15 protein-coding genes and 3 pseudogenes are annotated in these 15,139 nt (G+C 73.7%); 12 read left to right on the forward strand and 6 right to left on the reverse strand.

Annotation, left to right across the window (positions count from 1 at the left end; all coding sequences use genetic code 11):
* Positions 1–90 precede the first annotated feature (90 nt).
* Positions 91–813, reverse strand: a complete 723-nt coding sequence (locus IG90_RS0112450; RefSeq protein WP_030582116.1) for a TVP38/TMEM64 family protein — start codon at positions 811–813, stop codon at positions 91–93.
* Positions 814–862: 49 nt separating this feature from the next.
* Here IG90_RS0112450 and IG90_RS0112455 point away from each other — a divergent pair, with 49 nt between their 5' ends.
* From IG90_RS0112455 to IG90_RS0112470, 4 genes are all read left to right on the forward strand, one after another.
* On the forward strand, positions 863–1,576 hold the full coding sequence (locus IG90_RS0112455; protein WP_030582119.1) for a DNA alkylation repair protein: 714 nt from the start codon (positions 863–865) through the stop codon (positions 1,574–1,576).
* Positions 1,577–1,629: 53 nt separating this feature from the next.
* Complete coding sequence (locus IG90_RS44780) at positions 1,630–1,791, forward strand: hypothetical protein (RefSeq protein WP_164493999.1); 162 nt, start codon at positions 1,630–1,632, stop codon at positions 1,789–1,791.
* Between the two features lie 95 nt (positions 1,792–1,886).
* The gene (gene tuf / locus IG90_RS0112465; RefSeq protein WP_030582122.1) at positions 1,887–3,062 is read left to right on the forward strand and encodes an elongation factor Tu; all 1,176 of its coding nucleotides are present in this window, start codon (positions 1,887–1,889) and stop codon (positions 3,060–3,062) included.
* Between the two features lie 72 nt (positions 3,063–3,134).
* Positions 3,135–3,980: a spermidine synthase gene (locus tag IG90_RS0112470; RefSeq protein ID WP_030582125.1), complete on the forward strand. Its 846-nt coding sequence runs from the start codon at positions 3,135–3,137 to the stop codon at positions 3,978–3,980.
* A 56-nt stretch (positions 3,981–4,036) separates the two neighbouring features.
* Here IG90_RS0112470 and IG90_RS0112475 read toward each other — a convergent pair whose 3' ends face one another.
* The gene (locus tag IG90_RS0112475; protein ID WP_030582128.1) at positions 4,037–5,134 is read right to left on the reverse strand and encodes a DUF8017 domain-containing protein; all 1,098 of its coding nucleotides are present in this window, start codon (positions 5,132–5,134) and stop codon (positions 4,037–4,039) included.
* Between the two features lie 121 nt (positions 5,135–5,255).
* On the opposite strand from IG90_RS0112475, the gene IG90_RS0112480 reads away from it, so the two are divergent.
* On the forward strand, positions 5,256–5,693 hold the full coding sequence (locus tag IG90_RS0112480; RefSeq protein ID WP_030582131.1) for a DUF4442 domain-containing protein: 438 nt from the start codon (positions 5,256–5,258) through the stop codon (positions 5,691–5,693).
* A gap of 89 nt (positions 5,694–5,782) precedes the next feature.
* Here the strand turns inward: IG90_RS0112480 and IG90_RS0112485 are convergent, their stop codons facing one another.
* Positions 5,783–6,313, reverse strand: a complete 531-nt coding sequence (locus IG90_RS0112485) for a gamma carbonic anhydrase family protein (RefSeq protein WP_030582135.1) — start codon at positions 6,311–6,313, stop codon at positions 5,783–5,785.
* Positions 6,314–6,500: 187 nt separating this feature from the next.
* Between IG90_RS0112485 and IG90_RS0112490 the strand changes: the two genes are divergently transcribed.
* The 3 genes and pseudogenes from IG90_RS0112490 to IG90_RS0112500 all read left to right on the forward strand — a co-directional run.
* Entirely contained in the window at positions 6,501–7,250 is a 750-nt protein-coding gene (locus IG90_RS0112490; RefSeq protein WP_030582137.1) for an acyltransferase, read from the forward strand.
* Between the two features lie 161 nt (positions 7,251–7,411).
* Positions 7,412–7,984: a helix-turn-helix domain-containing protein gene (locus tag IG90_RS0112495; protein WP_030582141.1), complete on the forward strand. Its 573-nt coding sequence runs from the start codon at positions 7,412–7,414 to the stop codon at positions 7,982–7,984.
* A 91-nt stretch (positions 7,985–8,075) separates the two neighbouring features.
* Positions 8,076–8,308, forward strand: a pseudogene (locus IG90_RS0112500) (YbaK/EbsC family protein); the annotation flags it as partial.
* A 21-nt stretch (positions 8,309–8,329) separates the two neighbouring features.
* On the opposite strand, the gene IG90_RS0112505 reads toward IG90_RS0112500, so the two are convergent.
* Both IG90_RS0112505 and IG90_RS0112510 read right to left on the reverse strand, forming a co-directional pair.
* Complete coding sequence (locus IG90_RS0112505) at positions 8,330–9,136, reverse strand: AAC(3) family N-acetyltransferase (RefSeq protein WP_030582143.1); 807 nt, start codon at positions 9,134–9,136, stop codon at positions 8,330–8,332.
* 39 nt (positions 9,137–9,175) lie between these two features.
* Positions 9,176–9,583: a CoA-binding protein gene (locus IG90_RS0112510; RefSeq protein ID WP_030582145.1), complete on the reverse strand. Its 408-nt coding sequence runs from the start codon at positions 9,581–9,583 to the stop codon at positions 9,176–9,178.
* Between the two features lie 74 nt (positions 9,584–9,657).
* On the opposite strand from IG90_RS0112510, the gene IG90_RS0112515 reads away from it, so the two are divergent.
* The 3 genes from IG90_RS0112515 to IG90_RS0112525 all read left to right on the forward strand — a co-directional run bounded on the left by IG90_RS0112515 (position 9,658) and on the right by IG90_RS0112525 (position 14,702).
* Positions 9,658–10,284 carry a YigZ family protein gene (locus tag IG90_RS0112515; protein ID WP_030582149.1) on the forward strand — a complete coding sequence of 209 codons (627 nt, stop codon included), beginning with the start codon at positions 9,658–9,660 and terminating at the stop codon, positions 10,282–10,284.
* A gap of 177 nt (positions 10,285–10,461) precedes the next feature.
* Positions 10,462–11,631 carry an exonuclease SbcCD subunit D gene (locus tag IG90_RS0112520; RefSeq protein WP_030582152.1) on the forward strand — a complete coding sequence of 390 codons (1,170 nt, stop codon included), beginning with the start codon at positions 10,462–10,464 and terminating at the stop codon, positions 11,629–11,631.
* Positions 11,628–14,702, forward strand: a complete 3,075-nt coding sequence (locus IG90_RS0112525; RefSeq protein ID WP_030582154.1) for an AAA family ATPase — start codon at positions 11,628–11,630, stop codon at positions 14,700–14,702. Before IG90_RS0112520 ends, IG90_RS0112525 begins: the two co-directional genes overlap by 4 nt.
* Positions 14,703–14,723: 21 nt before the next feature.
* Here the strand turns inward: IG90_RS0112525 and IG90_RS39355 are convergent.
* Positions 14,724–14,934, reverse strand: a pseudogene (locus IG90_RS39355) (Lrp/AsnC ligand binding domain-containing protein); the annotation flags it as partial.
* Between IG90_RS39355 and IG90_RS0112535 the strand changes: the two are divergent.
* A pseudogene (locus IG90_RS0112535) lies at positions 14,927–15,121 on the forward strand (rhodanese-like domain-containing protein); the annotation flags it as partial. The pseudogenes IG90_RS39355 and IG90_RS0112535 sit on opposite strands and share 8 nt — an antisense overlap.
* Positions 15,122–15,139 lie beyond the last annotated feature (18 nt).

Below are 15,139 nucleotides of genomic sequence, written 5' to 3' on the forward strand. Positions count from 1 at the left end.
GCGGTCAAGGACATCGAGGTCGCGGGCAGCGTATCGCCTGAAAGTAAACGCCAGGCCGACTGCACCGGTCATCCACGTGCCGCCGTGCGCTCAGTCCTTCGGCGTATCCCGGCCCAGCCGGTGGCGCTTGCGCCAGGCCACCAGCGCGCCGCCGAGACCGGACAGCACGATGAAGCCCATGGCGGCCAGGAACACGGGCGAGGTCGGCGACGCGGCCTCGCTGCCGGCTATCACGTACGCCGCCGTGTTCGGGATCGACCCGAGCCCGGTGGCCAGGAGGAACGGCGGAACGCTCATCCGGGAAGTCGCCGCGCAGTAGTTGGCGGCGGCGAACGGGATTCCGGGGAAGAGCCGCAGCGCCAGGACGGACCGGAAGCCGTGCCGGCTCAGCACCCCGTCCGCGGCGGTGAGCAGCCTCCCTCGCAGCAGGGTCCGCAGCGCGTCCTGACCCAGCACCCGGCCCAGCATGAACGACACGCCCGCGCCCAGCACCGTGCCCGCCAGCGCCGCGGCCAGACCCGTCTGCGCGCCGAACAACGCACCCGCGGCGATGTTGAGCAGCGGGCGCGGCACGAACGCCACCGTCAGCGCCCCGTACGCGAGCCCGAAGAGCATTGCGGCCGTGCCCCCGGTCAGCTGGGGCGGCCAGCCCGACGCCAGCAGCCGCTGCGGTTCGAACAACAGCATCGTCGACGCGGCCCCGAGCAGGACCACCACGAGCAGCGAGAACCGGGACCACGGCGACAGCAGCGCCCGGGAGAGGCGCAGAGCCGGACCGGAAGCGGGCCGGGCGGTGGGGACGGGGTCGAACATTCGGGGAGAGTAACCGAAAACGCCATGTGATCGTCGTAATGTGCGTCGCGTGAACCCCGCCGCCGATGCCCCCGTCCCGCCGGACAGCGCCCTCGCCGACACCGTCCTGCAGCGGCTCGTCGGCGCCTACGCCCCGGCCGCCGACCCCGTACGGGCGGAGGGCGCCGCCACGTACATGAAGCACATCGCCCCCTTCCTCGGGATTCCCACCCCCGAGCGCCGGGCCCTGTCACGGACCGTGCTGGCGGGCGCCGGGCGGCCGGACGAGCGGGACTGCACGGCGATCGCGCTGCGCTGCTGGCGGCTGCCGGAGCGGGAGTACCAGTACTTCGCCGCCGACTACCTGCGCCGGTACGTGGGCCGCTGCACCTCCGGCTTCCTGCCCGTCCTGCACCACCTCGTGACCACCGTCGCCTGGTGGGACACGGTCGACGTGCTCGCCGTGCATGTCGCGGGACCCCTGGTCGCCGCCGACCCGGCGCTCGCCCGGGACATGGACCGGTGGATCGACGACCCCAGCCTCTGGGCGGCCAGGACCGCCCTCCTCCACCAACTGCGCTACCGGGAAGCCACCGACACCGACCGGCTCTTCGGCTACTGCCTGCGCCGCGCGGACCACCCCGACTTCTTCATCCGCAAGGCGATCGGCTGGGCCCTGCGCGAGTACGCCAGAACCGACCCCACCGCCGTACGCGACTTCGTCGAGGGAGCCGGGCCCCGCCTGTCGCCGCTCTCCGTGCGCGAGGCGCTCAAGAACCTCTGAGGCACCGGGAAAACCATTCGACGCGGCCGCCCAGCCCGGCCATGATCAGGGGCATGTTCCGGTACGCCTTCCTCGCAGCGCGGCCCGCAGTCGCGGCCGCGCCGAAGGCTGCCGTGAACGGCGCGGTCGCCGAGGCAGTCGCCCCGGCCGCAGCAGCAGTCGTCGCAGCAGCGTTCACCGCTGCCGCAGCGCCCATCGGCGGCGCCCGAAGCTGACCCTCCCCCGACAGTCCGGCGGACCCCGTGAGGGGAGGGTCGGCGGGGCCCTGGGGTCTTCTCCTCTCAGCTTCGAGTTCTCAAAGGAACGAGCCATGTCCAAGACGGCTTACGTGCGCACCAAGCCGCACCTCAACATCGGCACCATGGGCCACGTCGACCACGGCAAGACCACCCTCACCGCCGCCATCACCAAGGTCCTCAGCGAGCGCGGCGGCAGCTCCACCTCCTACGTGTCCTTCGACCGGATCGACCGGGCCCCCGAGGAGGCCCAGCGCGGCATCACCATCAACATCGCGCACGTCGAGTACGAGACCGACACCCGCCACTACGCGCACGTCGACATGCCCGGCCACGCCGACTACATCAAGAACATGGTCACGGGAGCGGCGCAGCTCGACGGGGCGATCCTCGTCGTCTCCGCGCTCGACGGGATCATGCCGCAGACCGCCGAGCACGTCCTGCTGGCCCGTCAGGTGGGCGTCGACCACATCGTCGTCGCCCTCAACAAGGCCGACGCGGGCGACCCCGAGCTGACCGACCTGGTCGAGCTGGAGGTCCGCGAGCTGCTCTCCGCGCACGGGTACGGCGGCGACACCGTCCCCGTGGTCCGGGTCTCCGGACTCAAGGCGCTGGAGGGCGACCCACGCTGGACGGCGGCGATCGAAGGGCTGCTGGACGCCGTCGACACGTACGTACCGATGCCGGTGCGCTACACCGACGCGCCGTTCCTGCTGTCCGTCGAGAACGTCCTGACCATCACCGGCCGGGGCACCGTCGTCACCGGCGCGGTCGAGCGCGGCACCGTCCGCGTCGGCGACCGGGTCGCGGTGCTGGGCGCGGACGTCGAGACGGTCGTCACCGGCCTGGAGACCTTCGGCAAGCCGATGGAGTCCGCCGAGGCCGGGGACAACGTGGCGCTGCTGCTGCGCGGGGTGGAGCGCGACCGGGTCCGCCGCGGCCATGTCGTGGCCGCGCCGGGCAGTGTGGTGCCGAGCCGCCGGTTCACCGCGCAGGTGTACGTCCTGTCGGCGAAGGAGGGCGGCCGGTCGACCCCGGTCGCCACCGGCTACCGGCCGCAGTTCTACATCCGTACGGCGGACGTCGTCGGCGACGTCGACCTCGGCGACGCGGCCGTCGCGCGCCCCGGTGACACGGTCACGATGACCGTGGAGCTGGGCCGGGACGTGCCGCTGGAGTCCGGCCTCGGCTTCGCGATCCGCGAAGGCGGCCGCACGGTCGGCGCGGGCACGGTCACCGCGCTGCTCTGAGCACCACGGCGGCCCGCCGCCCCTCGTCCCAGGGGTGGCGGGCCGCCGTGCGAGGGAGGCGACAATGGAGAGGTGAACGAGCCGATACCCGTCATCCGCGAGGTCGATCACGGCACCGCCCGGCTGCTGCCCGACGTGGACCGCGACCGGGCCTGGCTGCTCACGGTCGACGACGCGCCCCAGTCCTACGTCGACCTCGACGACCCGTCCCACCTGGAGTTCGAGTACGTGACGCGGCTCGCCCACGTCGTGGACCGCGCGGCGGAGCCGGGCGCACCCCTGGACGTCCTGCACCTCGGCGGCGGGGCGCTGACCCTGCCCCGCTACGTGGCGGTGACCCGCCCCGGCTCACGGCAGGACGTGGTGGAGGCGGACCGCGAGCTGCTGCGGCTGGTCCGGGAACATCTGCCGCTGCCCGACGGGAGCGGTATCTCCCTGCACGCGGCCGATGCCCGGGAACGGCTGGAAGCGACGGCCCCCGCCTCCGTCGGCCTCCTGATCGCGGACGTCTTCGGCGGCTCCCGGGTTCCGGCGCACCTCACCTCCGTCGAGTACGCGCGGGCCGCCGGCCGGGCGCTGCGCGGGGACGGGATCTACACGGCCAACCTGGCCGACAGCGCGCCGTTCGTCTTCCTCCGCTCCCAGCTGGCGAACTTCGCCGCGGTCTTCCCGGAGCTCGCGCTGATCGGGGAACCGGCGGTGCTGCGCGGGCGGCGCTTCGGCAACGTGGTGCTGCTCGCCTCGCACGCGCCGATCGACGTGGCCCCGCTGGTCCGCCTGTGCGCCGCCGACGCGTTTCCGGCCCGGGTCACCCACGGGAGCGCGCTGACCCGGTTCCTCGGCGGGGCCCGCCCGGTGGCCGACGCGGACGCGGTCGCCTCGCCCGAACCGCCCGACGGGGCCTTCAGCGTGGGCTGAGGCTCCCGACGGCCGGGTGGTGCGGAGCAGGGCGGGAACGCGATGCGGCGCGGGTGTCAGCCGGTGGGCTCACCCGCGAGGCGGACCGTGCTCAGGATCTGCTGGATGGTCGTGTCCGGAAGCTCGTCCTTGACGCCGGCGGCGGCGTAGAGGACCCAGGTCGAGAAGTCGCCCTTGGAGTTCTTGAAGGAGAAGGCGATCGACTTGCCGTCGCTGTCGCACTTCTCCTTGTTGGCCAGCTCCAGGGCGGTGGCCTGCACGACACTGCCGGAGAGACCCGACTTGGTGGTGAACGGCTTGGCCTTGCCGATCTTGACCTTGGACTTCGGGTCGAGCTGGGCGTACGCGGCCCACACCCAGTTGGCGGCCTCGTTCGTCGCGGCCTCGTCGGTGTTCTTGGCGCCCTGGGCACCCTTCGTCCCGACGCCGGCGAGCCCGGTGTCCTCCTCGCTGCCGTCCCCGTCGGAGTCGTCGACGCACCACTTGCTCTTGTAGTAGGCGGGCGCGGAGAAGCCGGCGACGGGTGGGCCGTCGGGCTTCTTGGCGTCCTCGAAGCCGGAGAACATCCCCGAGCTCGCGACCTCCCAGTCACCGGGAACGTCGAACTGTGTGCCCCACTTGGGGTTGGTGACGACCTTCCAGCCCGGAATGACCGGCTTGGGGTCGCTGTCGGAGCCCCGCGGGTTCTCCGCGGGCGGCGCGGAGCCGGTGGCCGATTCGCTGGGCTTGGCGCTCGGCGACGCGGACTTCTTGTCGTCGGCGACGTTCTGGCCGCCCTCGTCGTCCTTGCCGAGCACGAGGAATCCGGTGACGCCCGCCGCGATCACGACCGCGGTCGCCGCGACGATCGCCACGATCGTCGTCTTCTTCTTGTCGCCGCCGGGCTTCGGCCCGCCGGGCGGACCAGGGACGGCGTACTGCGGCACCGTCGGCTGCTGGTAGGGATTGGGCTGCTGATAGCCCGGCTGCCCACCGGGCGGCGGGCCCTGCGGGTACCCGTAGCCCGGCTCGGCGGGCTGCCCCGGCGGGCCCTGCGGCGGATATCCCGGTTGCTGGTAGGGATTCGGCTGCTGGTACCCCGGCTGCTGGTACGGGTTCTGGTTCTGGTCCTGCGGGTTCTGCTCGCCCCCGGGCGGCTGCGTTCCTGGCCACATGGCCAGTAACCATAGATGGGCCGTGCGACCGCTTCTACGGCCGCCCTGTCCCAGAGCCGTCACAAGGCGATGGCCAAACGGTGCTACTGATGAGTAACCTTCAGGCATGAGCGCTGAACAGATGACCGTCGGCGAGATGCTCGTCGCGACGGTTCCGATGGCCCGGACCCTCGACCTCGAATTCCTGGAGACCACCCCGGAGCGCGCCGTCGTCCGGCTGCCCGACCAGGCGGAGTACCACAATCACCTCGGCGGACCCCACGCCGGAGCTATGTTCACGCTCGCCGAGTCCGCCAGCGGCGCGATCGTCATCGCCGCCTTCGGCGACCAGCTGTCGCGCGCCGTGCCGCTCGCCGTGAAGGCCGAGATCGGCTACAAGAAGCTCGCCATGGGCGAGGTCACGGCGACCGCGACCCTCGGCCGTCCCATCGCCGACGTCGTCGCCGAGCTGGACGCCGGACAGCGGCCGGAATTCCCCGTCGCCATCGAGATCCAGCGCGCAGACGGCGCGGTCACCGGCGAGATGACCGTCGTGTGGACCCTGCGTCCCAACGGCTGACCACCGCCCTACGAGAACGAGACCGGGCCGCCGCCCCTCCCCGAACGGGAGGGACGGCGGCCCGGTGCCGTGACCCCGCGATGCGGGCGTCAGCCCCCGTGCGCCTCGCGGTGGGCCTTCGCCAGTTCCACGTACCCGGCCGCGTTGAAGCGGATGCCCTCCAACTCCTCGGCGGTCAGCAGCCGCTTCACCTTCGCGGGCACCCCGGCGACGAGTGAGCCCGGCGGCACCTGCATCCCCTGCGGTACGAGGGCCTGCGCCGCGACCAGCGAACCCGCGCCGATGTGCGCGCCGTTGAGCACCGTTGCGCCCATCCCGACCAGCACGTCGTCCTCGATCACACAGCCGTGCAGCACCGCGTTGTGGCCGACCGAGACCCGTGCGCCCACGGTGAGCGGGAACCCGGGGTCGGTGTGGACGCTGCAGTTGTCCTGGATGTTGCTGTCGGGGCCGAGCGTGATGGGACCGCAGTCGGCGCGCAGCACGGCCTGGTACCAGACGCTGGAGCCCGGGGCGAGCGTCACCTCGCCGATCACCACGGAGGTCGGGGCCACGAACGCGTCCACGTCGATGTCCGGCTCCTTGCCGCCCATGCCCGTGATCAACGCCTGCTCCGCCATCGCCTGCTCCTTCGTGCCGGTGTGGTGCCCCTGGGCCCTGTCCGCCGAACCGGTCGGATGCGCCGGATCCGTCGGACCGGGCCGACTCACACGGTAGGCGACGGCTCCCGGCGCACACCGCGCAGTGGGGCGAACATCACAGGTCACCGTACGGATCGCCCACCGCGCCGCCGACTACCGTGAGCCCGTGCCGAAGAACCGAGACACGTTCTCCTTCCTCGCCCGCTGGCCGCGCCGCGCCGCATCCCGCGCGGTCCACCGCGGCTGGGCCTGGGCGCAGCGGGCGGGCGCGGTCACCGCCGAGCACCCCGGGCGGCTGCGGTTCGGCGCGATCGGCGAGGGCACCCGCCTCGCCTTCCCGCAGGGGACCGTGTTCGGGGAGCCGTGGATCGAGCTCGGCGCGCACTGCGTCATCGGGGAGCAGGTCACGCTCACCGCCGGAATGATGCCGGACCTGGACCTGGGGCCCGACCTCATCCTCACCCTGGGCGACGGCGTGGTGCTGGGGCGCGGCAGCCATGTGATCGCGGACACGACGGTGACGATCGGCTCGGACACGTACTGCGGCCCGTACGTCTACATCACCTCCACGAACCACAGCTACGACGACCCGCACGAGCCCGTGGGCAAGCAGTGGCCCCGGATGGAACCGGTGGCGATCGGCCCCGGCTGCTGGATAGGCACCGGTGCGGTGATCCTGCCCGGGGCCCGGCTGGGCCGGAACGTGGTGGTCGCGGCGGGCGCGGTCGTCCGGGGCGAGGTCCCCGACCACGCGGTGGTCGCGGGGGCTCCCGCCCGCGTCGTCCGCAGCTGGGACCCGGAGAAGGGCTGGCAGCCGCCCCTGCGCACGCCCGCTCCCGTGCCGATCCCCGAGGGCGTCACGCCCGAGCAGCTGCTGGCTCTCGCCGAATCGGACGAGGCGCGGGACACGCCGTAGGGGGACACGCCGAACGGGTCACGCCGTGACGCGGGCGGTGGTGGCGGTACGGCGTCCTGCACGGGGGAGTGCACCGTACGGCAGTGCAATATTCTTGACCCCGGCATGCGCCGTACGCGACTCAGCCACCCGCACTCCGCCATCCACCGCAGGGACGGTACGTGTCCGACCTCGACCAGCTCACCCAGTCGCTGGCCCGCAACCTCAAGCGCTGGCGGGGGGAACGCGGCTTCACCCTCGATGCCCTCGCGGCCCGCGCCGGAGTCAGCCGGGGGATGATCATCCAGATCGAGCAGGCGCGGACGAACCCGAGCGTCGGCACCACGGTGAAACTGGCCGACGCGCTCGGCGTCAGCATCACCACCCTCCTCGACCACGAGCAGGGCACCCAGGTCCGGCTGGTCCCGGAGAGCCAGGCCGTCCGCATGTGGTCCACCGAAGCGGGGAGCTCCACCACCCTGCTCGTCGGCGCCGAAGCCCGGGGCCCGCTCGAACTGTGGACCTGTCGGCTGGCGCCGGGGGAGGGCACCACCTCGGACCCGCACCCCGAGGGCACCGTCGAACTCCTCCACGTGACCGAGGGCGAACTGACCCTCGTCGTCGACGGCCGCACCCACTCCGTCCCCGCCCGGACCTCCGCCACCTTCGAGGCGCACGTGCCGCACGGCTACCGCAACGAGGGCGGCGTAGCGGCCGTGTTCACCATGGCCGTCGCCATCCCGCCCGTCCGCTGAGACGCCCGCCCGTCCGCTGAGACGCCCGGACGTACCCGCCCCCGCCGCTGTCAGCGTGACCGCCGTGCGCGCGCCCATCGGCGCCTTCGACGCCCGCAGGGCCTCCTTCGCGTCGATGGGCGCGGTGGTCGGCGAGGCATGGAGTACGGCGGCATCACCCCGATCGGCCTCCCCGCCGGCTGGCCCCTCCTGCTGGACCCCGCCGTGGTGGACGAGGAGTGGGGCCTGATCGGCAGCGGCAGGCTACGCGGCAAGCTCATCGTCCCCGGCAAGGCGCTCGCCGCCCTCCCTGGCGCCGTCCTCGTCGAGTGCCTCGGCGTCTGAACCTCCCGCCGGGCGGCCGGGTCAACGCACTGCCGCCCGGTGCTCCGTGAGCCAGGCCGTGGCGAAGTCGACGGCGGGGCGCAGCCGGACGAGCCGGCACTCGGCCGCGCCCACGCGCCCCGCCCGTAGGCCACCGTCGGCGGCGGTCTCCTCGAACGCCGCGCCCAGGGCGGCGAAGTCCCCGTCGTCCAGAGCGACATCCTCGTACTCCCACCACCGGCGCACGCCCCGCGGGGCCACCACACAGCGGTAGTGGCGGAGCGGAGGTCCGGGGCTGCGGTACTCGCCCAGGTGGAAGGCGGTGCAGGTGTCGTAGCCGGTGCCGAGCAGGAGGATCCTCGCGTCGGCCTCGTACAGCCGGGCGAGCGGGGAGTCCTCCCCGAGGTGGCAGTCCGGCCGGTGCCCGGCGAGCAGCTTCCCGGCCCCGGGGCCGATCGCGGCGAAGGAGGTCTGCGGATGGCCGCTGCGCTCCGCGCCCACCGCCGTCCGAACGGTCTCGGCCAGGGCGCCCATCGACGGTGCAGGGGTGCGCGCCGGGTCGAACGGTTCCATCGACGCGCGGACGGCTTCGCGCGCCTCGGAGTCCAGGCCCCGCACGCGGGCGCGGTAGTGCGGGGAGGTGTCGGAGTTCTCCGGGGTGAACGTGGGGACCACCACCGTCCCCTCCGGCCCCACGGTCCGGCGCAGGGCGGCCAGCACGGCGGTGGGGCCGCCCTGCACCGGCCCCACCGACCGCAGGGAGGCATGCACCAGCAGTACGTCGCCGGGGCGCACGCCCAGAGCGGACAGCGCGGCGCTCAGCCGGTCGCCGTCGGGAGGGTCACCCATGGCGGGGAGTCTTCCCCACGCCGGGCGCTCCCGACACCCTTACCTCAGGCCCGGGATCTCGATCGCGGGGCACCGGTCCATCACCATGTCCAGGCCCGCCGCCCGCGTGCGCTCGTACGCCTCCGTGTCCACCACGCCGAGCTGGAACCACACCGCCTTGGCCCCCAGTGCCACCGCCTCGTCCGCGACCCCGCCCGCCAGCTCGCTGTTGACGAACACGTCCACCACGTCGACCGGGAAGGGGATGTCCGCGAGCGAGGCGTACCCCTGCTCCCCGTGCACGGTCTCGGCCTTCGGGTGCACCGGCACCACCCTCTTGCCGAAGCGCTGGAGGACCTGTGCCACCCCGAAGGCGGCCCGGGAACGGTTGTTGGAGAGCCCCACCACCGCCCAGGTGTCACCCGAGTCCTGGAGAATCCGCCGGATCGTCTGTGCCTCTGTGTCCACGCCCGGACAACGAACGGCTCCCGCCCGCCATTCCCGCCGGAAGCCGCCGGTGCCGCGGCGCATAGGGTGGACGGATGCAGGAGCAGTACCGGACCGTCGCCCGCGCGGGTGTGCACGAGAGCGAGATCAACCGATCCCGTTTCCTCTGCTCCCTCGCCCCCGCCGCCACCGAACAGGAAGCGCAGGACTTCGTCGCCCGCGTCCGCAAGGAGCACCCGGCCGCCTCCCACAACTGCTTCGCGTACGTGATCGGCGCCGACGCCTCCGTGCAGAAGGCGAGCGACGACGGCGAACCCGGCGGCACCGCGGGTGTCCCGATGCTCCAGATGCTCATGCGGCGGGAGGTGCGGTACGCCGTGGCGGTCGTCACCCGCTACTACGGCGGGGTCAAACTCGGGGCGGGCGGGCTGATCCGGGCGTACGGGGGAGTGGTCGGCGAAGCCCTCGACGTGCTCGGCACCATCACCCGGCAGCGCTTCCGGCTCGCCACGGTCCACGTCGACCACCAGCGGGCCGGAAGGCTGGAGAACGACCTGCGGGCCACCGGGCGGGACGTCCGCGAGGTGCGGTACGCCGAGGCCGTCACCCTCGAGATCGGGCTGCCGGACGCCGACGTCGAGGCGTTCACCGCCTGGCTGGCCGACGCCACCGCGGGGACCGCCACGCTGGAGCTGGGCGGCGAGGCGTACGGCGACGTGTGACCGGGCGTCGGGGAGAGGTGAGGGCAATCCCACGGACGCCGGAATCATGATTGATGCGGGTTCGGCGGCCCGGCGGCGTTAGCGTGGTCGGTGCCGAGCGGGATCACGGACCGCCGGTGCGCGGCCCACGGGGTGGAGGACGACGACGATGCAGGCCGGAACCGGCGGAGTGATGGCGTGAGGATCCTGCACACCTCGGACTGGCACCTGGGCCGGTCCTTCCACCGCGTCTCCCTCCTCGACGCCCAGGCCGCCTACCTCGACCATCTCGTGGCGACCGTCCGGGAACGCGAGGTGGACGTGGTCCTCGTCGCGGGCGACGTCTACGACCGGGCCGTCCCGCCGCTCACCGCCGTCGAGCTGTTCGACCGCGCGCTGCACCGGCTCGCCGACGCCCGCGTCCCGACCGTCATGATCTCCGGCAACCACGACTCGGCCCGCCGGCTCGGCGTCGGCGCCGGGCTCCTCGACCGGGCCGGGATCCACCTGCGCACCGACCCCGAGGGCTGCGCCACCCCCGTCGTGCTCGCCGACACCCACGGCGACGTGGCGTTCTACGGGCTGCCCTACCTGGAACCGGCCCTGGTCAAGGACACCCTCCGGGCCGCGAAGGCAGGCCACGAGGCGGTGCTCACCGCCGCAATGGACCGGGTTCGCGCCGACCTCGCCACCCGCCCCGGGAACACCCGCTCCGTCGTCCTCGCGCACGCCTTCGTGGCGGGCGGGGAGCCCAGCGACAGCGAACGCGACATCACCGTCGGCGGGGTCGCCGCCGTCCCCGCCGGGGTCTTCGACGGCGTCGACTACGTGGCCCTCGGCCACCTCCACGGCTCCCAGCGGGTCACCAGCCGCGTCCGCTACTCCGGCTCGCCGCTCGCCTACTCCTTCTCCGAGGCCGACCACCGCAAGACCATGTGGCTGATCGACCTCGACGGCAGCGGGGACATCGCCGCCGAGGAACGCATCGACTGCCCCGTCGAACGGCCCCTCGCCCGGCTCCGGGGCCGGCTCGACACCCTCCTGGAGGACCCCGTCCTGGAGCGCCACGAGCACGCCTGGGTCGAGGCCACCCTCACCGACCCGGTGCGCCCCGCCGAACCCATGGCCCGCCTCGCCCGGCGCTTCCCGCACACCCTCAGCCTCGTCTTCGACCCCGAGCGGCCACCGGACGACCCGGGGGCCTCCTACGCCCAGCGCCTCCAGGGCCGCGACGATCACCAGATCGCCGAGGACTTCATCGCCCACGTCCGTGGCGGCAGCGGCCCCAGCGACCTCGAACGCACCGTGCTGCGCGCCGCGTTCGACGACGTCCGGGTGGACGACACCGTGCGCGAGGTGGCCCGGTGAGACTGCACCGCCTCAGCATCACCGCCTTCGGCCCGTTCGGCACCACCCAGGAAGTCGACTTCGACGCCCTCTCCTCCGCCGGGCTCTTCCTGCTCCACGGACCCACCGGCGCGGGCAAGACCTCCGTCCTGGACGCCGTCTGCTTCGCCCTGTACGGAGCCGTGCCCGGCGCCCGGCAGAGCCCCGGGGCCTCCCTGCGCAGCGACCACGCCCCGGCCGGCCTGCCCACCGAGGTGCAGCTGGAACTGACCGTCGGCGGCCGGCGCCTCGAAGTCACCCGCAGTCCCGCCCAGCCCCGCCCCAAGAAGCGGGGCGACGGCTTCACCCTGGAGAAGGCCCAGAGCCGGCTGCGCGGCTACGACCCCGAGCGCGGCTGGCAGGCCCTCAGCAAGTCGCACCAGGAGATCGGCGAGGAGCTGACCCAGCTCATCGGTATGAGCCGGGACCAGTTCTGCCAGGTGGTGCTGTTGCCGCAGGGCGACTTCGCCCGCTTCCTGCGCGCGGACGCCGAGGCCCGCGGCAAGCTCCTCGGCCGGCTCTTCGACACCCGCCGCTTCGCCGCCGTCGAAGAGCGCCTCGCCGAACTGCGCCGGGGCGCCGAGGCCAAGGTCACCGCCGCCGACGAACGGATCCTCGCCCTCGCCCAGCGCACCGCCCAGGCGGCCGGACCCGTCGGGGCCGAGGCCACACCCCTCGCCGCCCGGCCCGGCGAACCGGGCCTCGCCGGAGCCGTTCTGGAGTGGGCCGCGATCGCCCGGTCCACGGCCCGTGAACGGCTCGACATCGCCCACTGCGTCGTCGCCGAGGCCGAGGGCCGACAGCACGCGGCCCGCCACGCCCTGGACACCGAACGTGAACGGGCCCGCCTCCAGCAGAGGTACGAGGAGACCCGGCGGCGCTCCGCTGCGCTGGAGCAGCGGCGCCCCGAACACGACCGCTGCCAGGAGCAGTTGGAACGCGCCCGCAAGGCGGACCGGGTCGCCCCCGCACTGGACCTGCGCGAGGAGGCGGAGCGGGCCCACCGCCGGGCGGTCGACGCCCTCGACCGGGCCAGGGCGCAACTGCCGCCCGACCTCGCCGAAGCGGGAACCGGCCAACTCGCCGAGCTGGAGCGCCGGTTCCGGCAGGAGCTGGGCGGCCTGGAGTCGGCCCGCCGGGCCGAGAAGCGCAGCGCGGAGATCGACGAGGAACGGGACCGGCTGGAGCGCGAGTCCCGCGCAGACGAGGCGACCGTCCGGGACACGGACGCCTGGCTGGCGGGCTGGGACACCGTCCACACCGGGCTCCGGGAGCGCATCGCGACGGCCCAGGAGGCCGCGACCCGCGCCGAACAGCTTGCCGGACTCCTCGCCCCGGCCCGCCGCCGCCTGGAGGCCGCCCGCCGCCGCGAGGCGCTGGCCGCCGAGGCCGAAACCGCCCGGGAAACGCTCGCCGAGGCCCGCGAACGCGCCCTCGACGCCCACGAGACCTGGCTCGGGCTGCGGGAGCGGCGGCTGCGCGACATCGCGGCGGAGCTGGCCGCCGGACTCGTCGACGGCGCGCCCTGCACCGTCTGCGGCTCCGCCGAGCACCCGGCCCCCGCCACCGAGGGCGACGGCCATGTCGATCGGGCCACCGAGGAGGCCGCCCTCACCGCCCACCGCCGCGCCGAAGAGATCCGCACCCGCGCGGAGCAGGCCCTTGGGCTCGTCCGCGAACGCCACGCCGCCGCACACGCGGAGGCCCGCGCCGCGGACCCCACGGCAACCGCCGCGGTGGAGACCGCCGACCCCTTCGAGGAGAACACGGCCGGAGGGAAGCCGGACCCCGGCCCGTCCGTCGGTGAACTCCGCGACACCGTCGAGCGGTTGACCGCCGAGCATGCCGAGGCGCACCGCCTCGCCGCCGGGACGCACGCAGCCCGCGAGGCCCTCGACGCCGCCGAGCGCGAACACCACGGGCGCCTCGAACTCCGGCAGGAGGCCGAGCGCCGGGCCGCCGCCCGCACCTCCCGACGGGAGGCGCTCGACCGCGAGCAGACCGTGCTGCGGGACGAACTCGCCGTCGTCCGGGGCGAGTCCGGGTCCGTCGCCGCGTACGCGGAGCGCCTCACCCGCCGGGTGGCGCTGCTCGCGGAGGCCGCCGAGGCCGTACGCGCCGAACAGGACGCGGCCCATCGGCGCAAGGAGGCCGACGGCCGGCTCTCCGACGCGGCGTTCCGGGCCGGCTTCGACACCCCGGAGGCAGCCGCGGCGACTCTCCTCGACGCCGCCGCCCAACGCGACCTCCAGCACCGCATCGACGCCTGGCAGGCCGAAGCCGCGGCGGTCGCCGACCGCCGCGCCGAACGCGACGCCCGGGAGGCCGCAGAACAGCCCCCCGCCCAACCGGTCGCCGCACAGCACGAGTTCGAAGCGGCGGAGCGGCTGCTGCGCGAGGCGTCCTCCGCACGTGCCGCAGCAGAGGAGCGTTGCGGGGAGCTGACCAGGCTCTCCCGGCAGGCCGCCGACGAGGTGCGGCGGCTTGGCCCGGTGCGCCAGGAGTACGAGCGGATCGCCCGGCTCGCGGGTCTGGCGGCGGGCACCTCCGCCGACAACGAACGCAAGATGCGCCTGGAGGCGTACGTCCTGGCCGCCCGCCTCGAACAGGTCGCCGCCGCCGCCACCGCACGGCTGCAACGGATGTCCTCCGGCCGCTACACGCTGGTCCACTCCGACGCCCGCACCGGCGGCCGCAGAGCCGGGCTCGGGCTGCACGTGGTCGACGCCTGGACCGGCAGCGAACGGGACACCGCGACCCTGTCCGGCGGGGAGACGTTCTTCGCCTCACTGGCCCTCGCGCTGGGCCTCGCCGACGTCGTGACCGAGGAGGCCGGCGGCGTACGCCTGGACACTCTCTTCATCGACGAGGGATTCGGCAGCCTGGACGACCAGACCCTGGACGAGGTGCTCGACGTACTGGACTCCCTGCGGGAGCGGGACCGCAGTGTGGGCATCGTCAGCCATGTCGCCGACCTGCGCCGCCGGATCCCCGTCCGGCTCGAAGTGGTGAAGGAGCGCCAGGGGTCGTCCGTCCGCCACCGCCTCGTATGAGCGGAGCCCCGTCCGGCCGGGTCAGGGGCTGATCGCGCGGCGGGGGAGCGGCGAGGAGTACACGATGCTCGTGGTGACGGAGCCCAGTGCGCCGATCCGGCCGGTGGTCTCCTCCAGATGCCTCATCGAACGGGCCGTGGCCTTGAGGGCGAAGCAGTCGTCCCCGGTGACGTGATGGGCCTCGATGATCTCCGGCGTGGTCCAGGAGATCGTGGAAGGGTGGCTGGGGTCCGGGCTGCGACGGCGCGACCCGCGCGGCCCTGGCCCTCGCCCAACTGGGCTACCAGGCACAGGAGATGTTCGGCGGATTCGAGTACTGGGCACGCGAGGGATTCGCCTTCGAGACCTCGGAGGGCCCCGACCGGCGCGGAGCCGACCCGCTCACCGCACCGGTCGACGCCGCCGGCTGCGGCTGCTGAGGCCGCGCCCGGGCGGCG

Origin of the sequence: Streptomyces anulatus, from assembly GCF_000721175.1 — a bacterium.
Classification (GTDB): domain Bacteria; phylum Actinomycetota; class Actinomycetes; order Streptomycetales; family Streptomycetaceae; genus Streptomyces; species Streptomyces anulatus_C.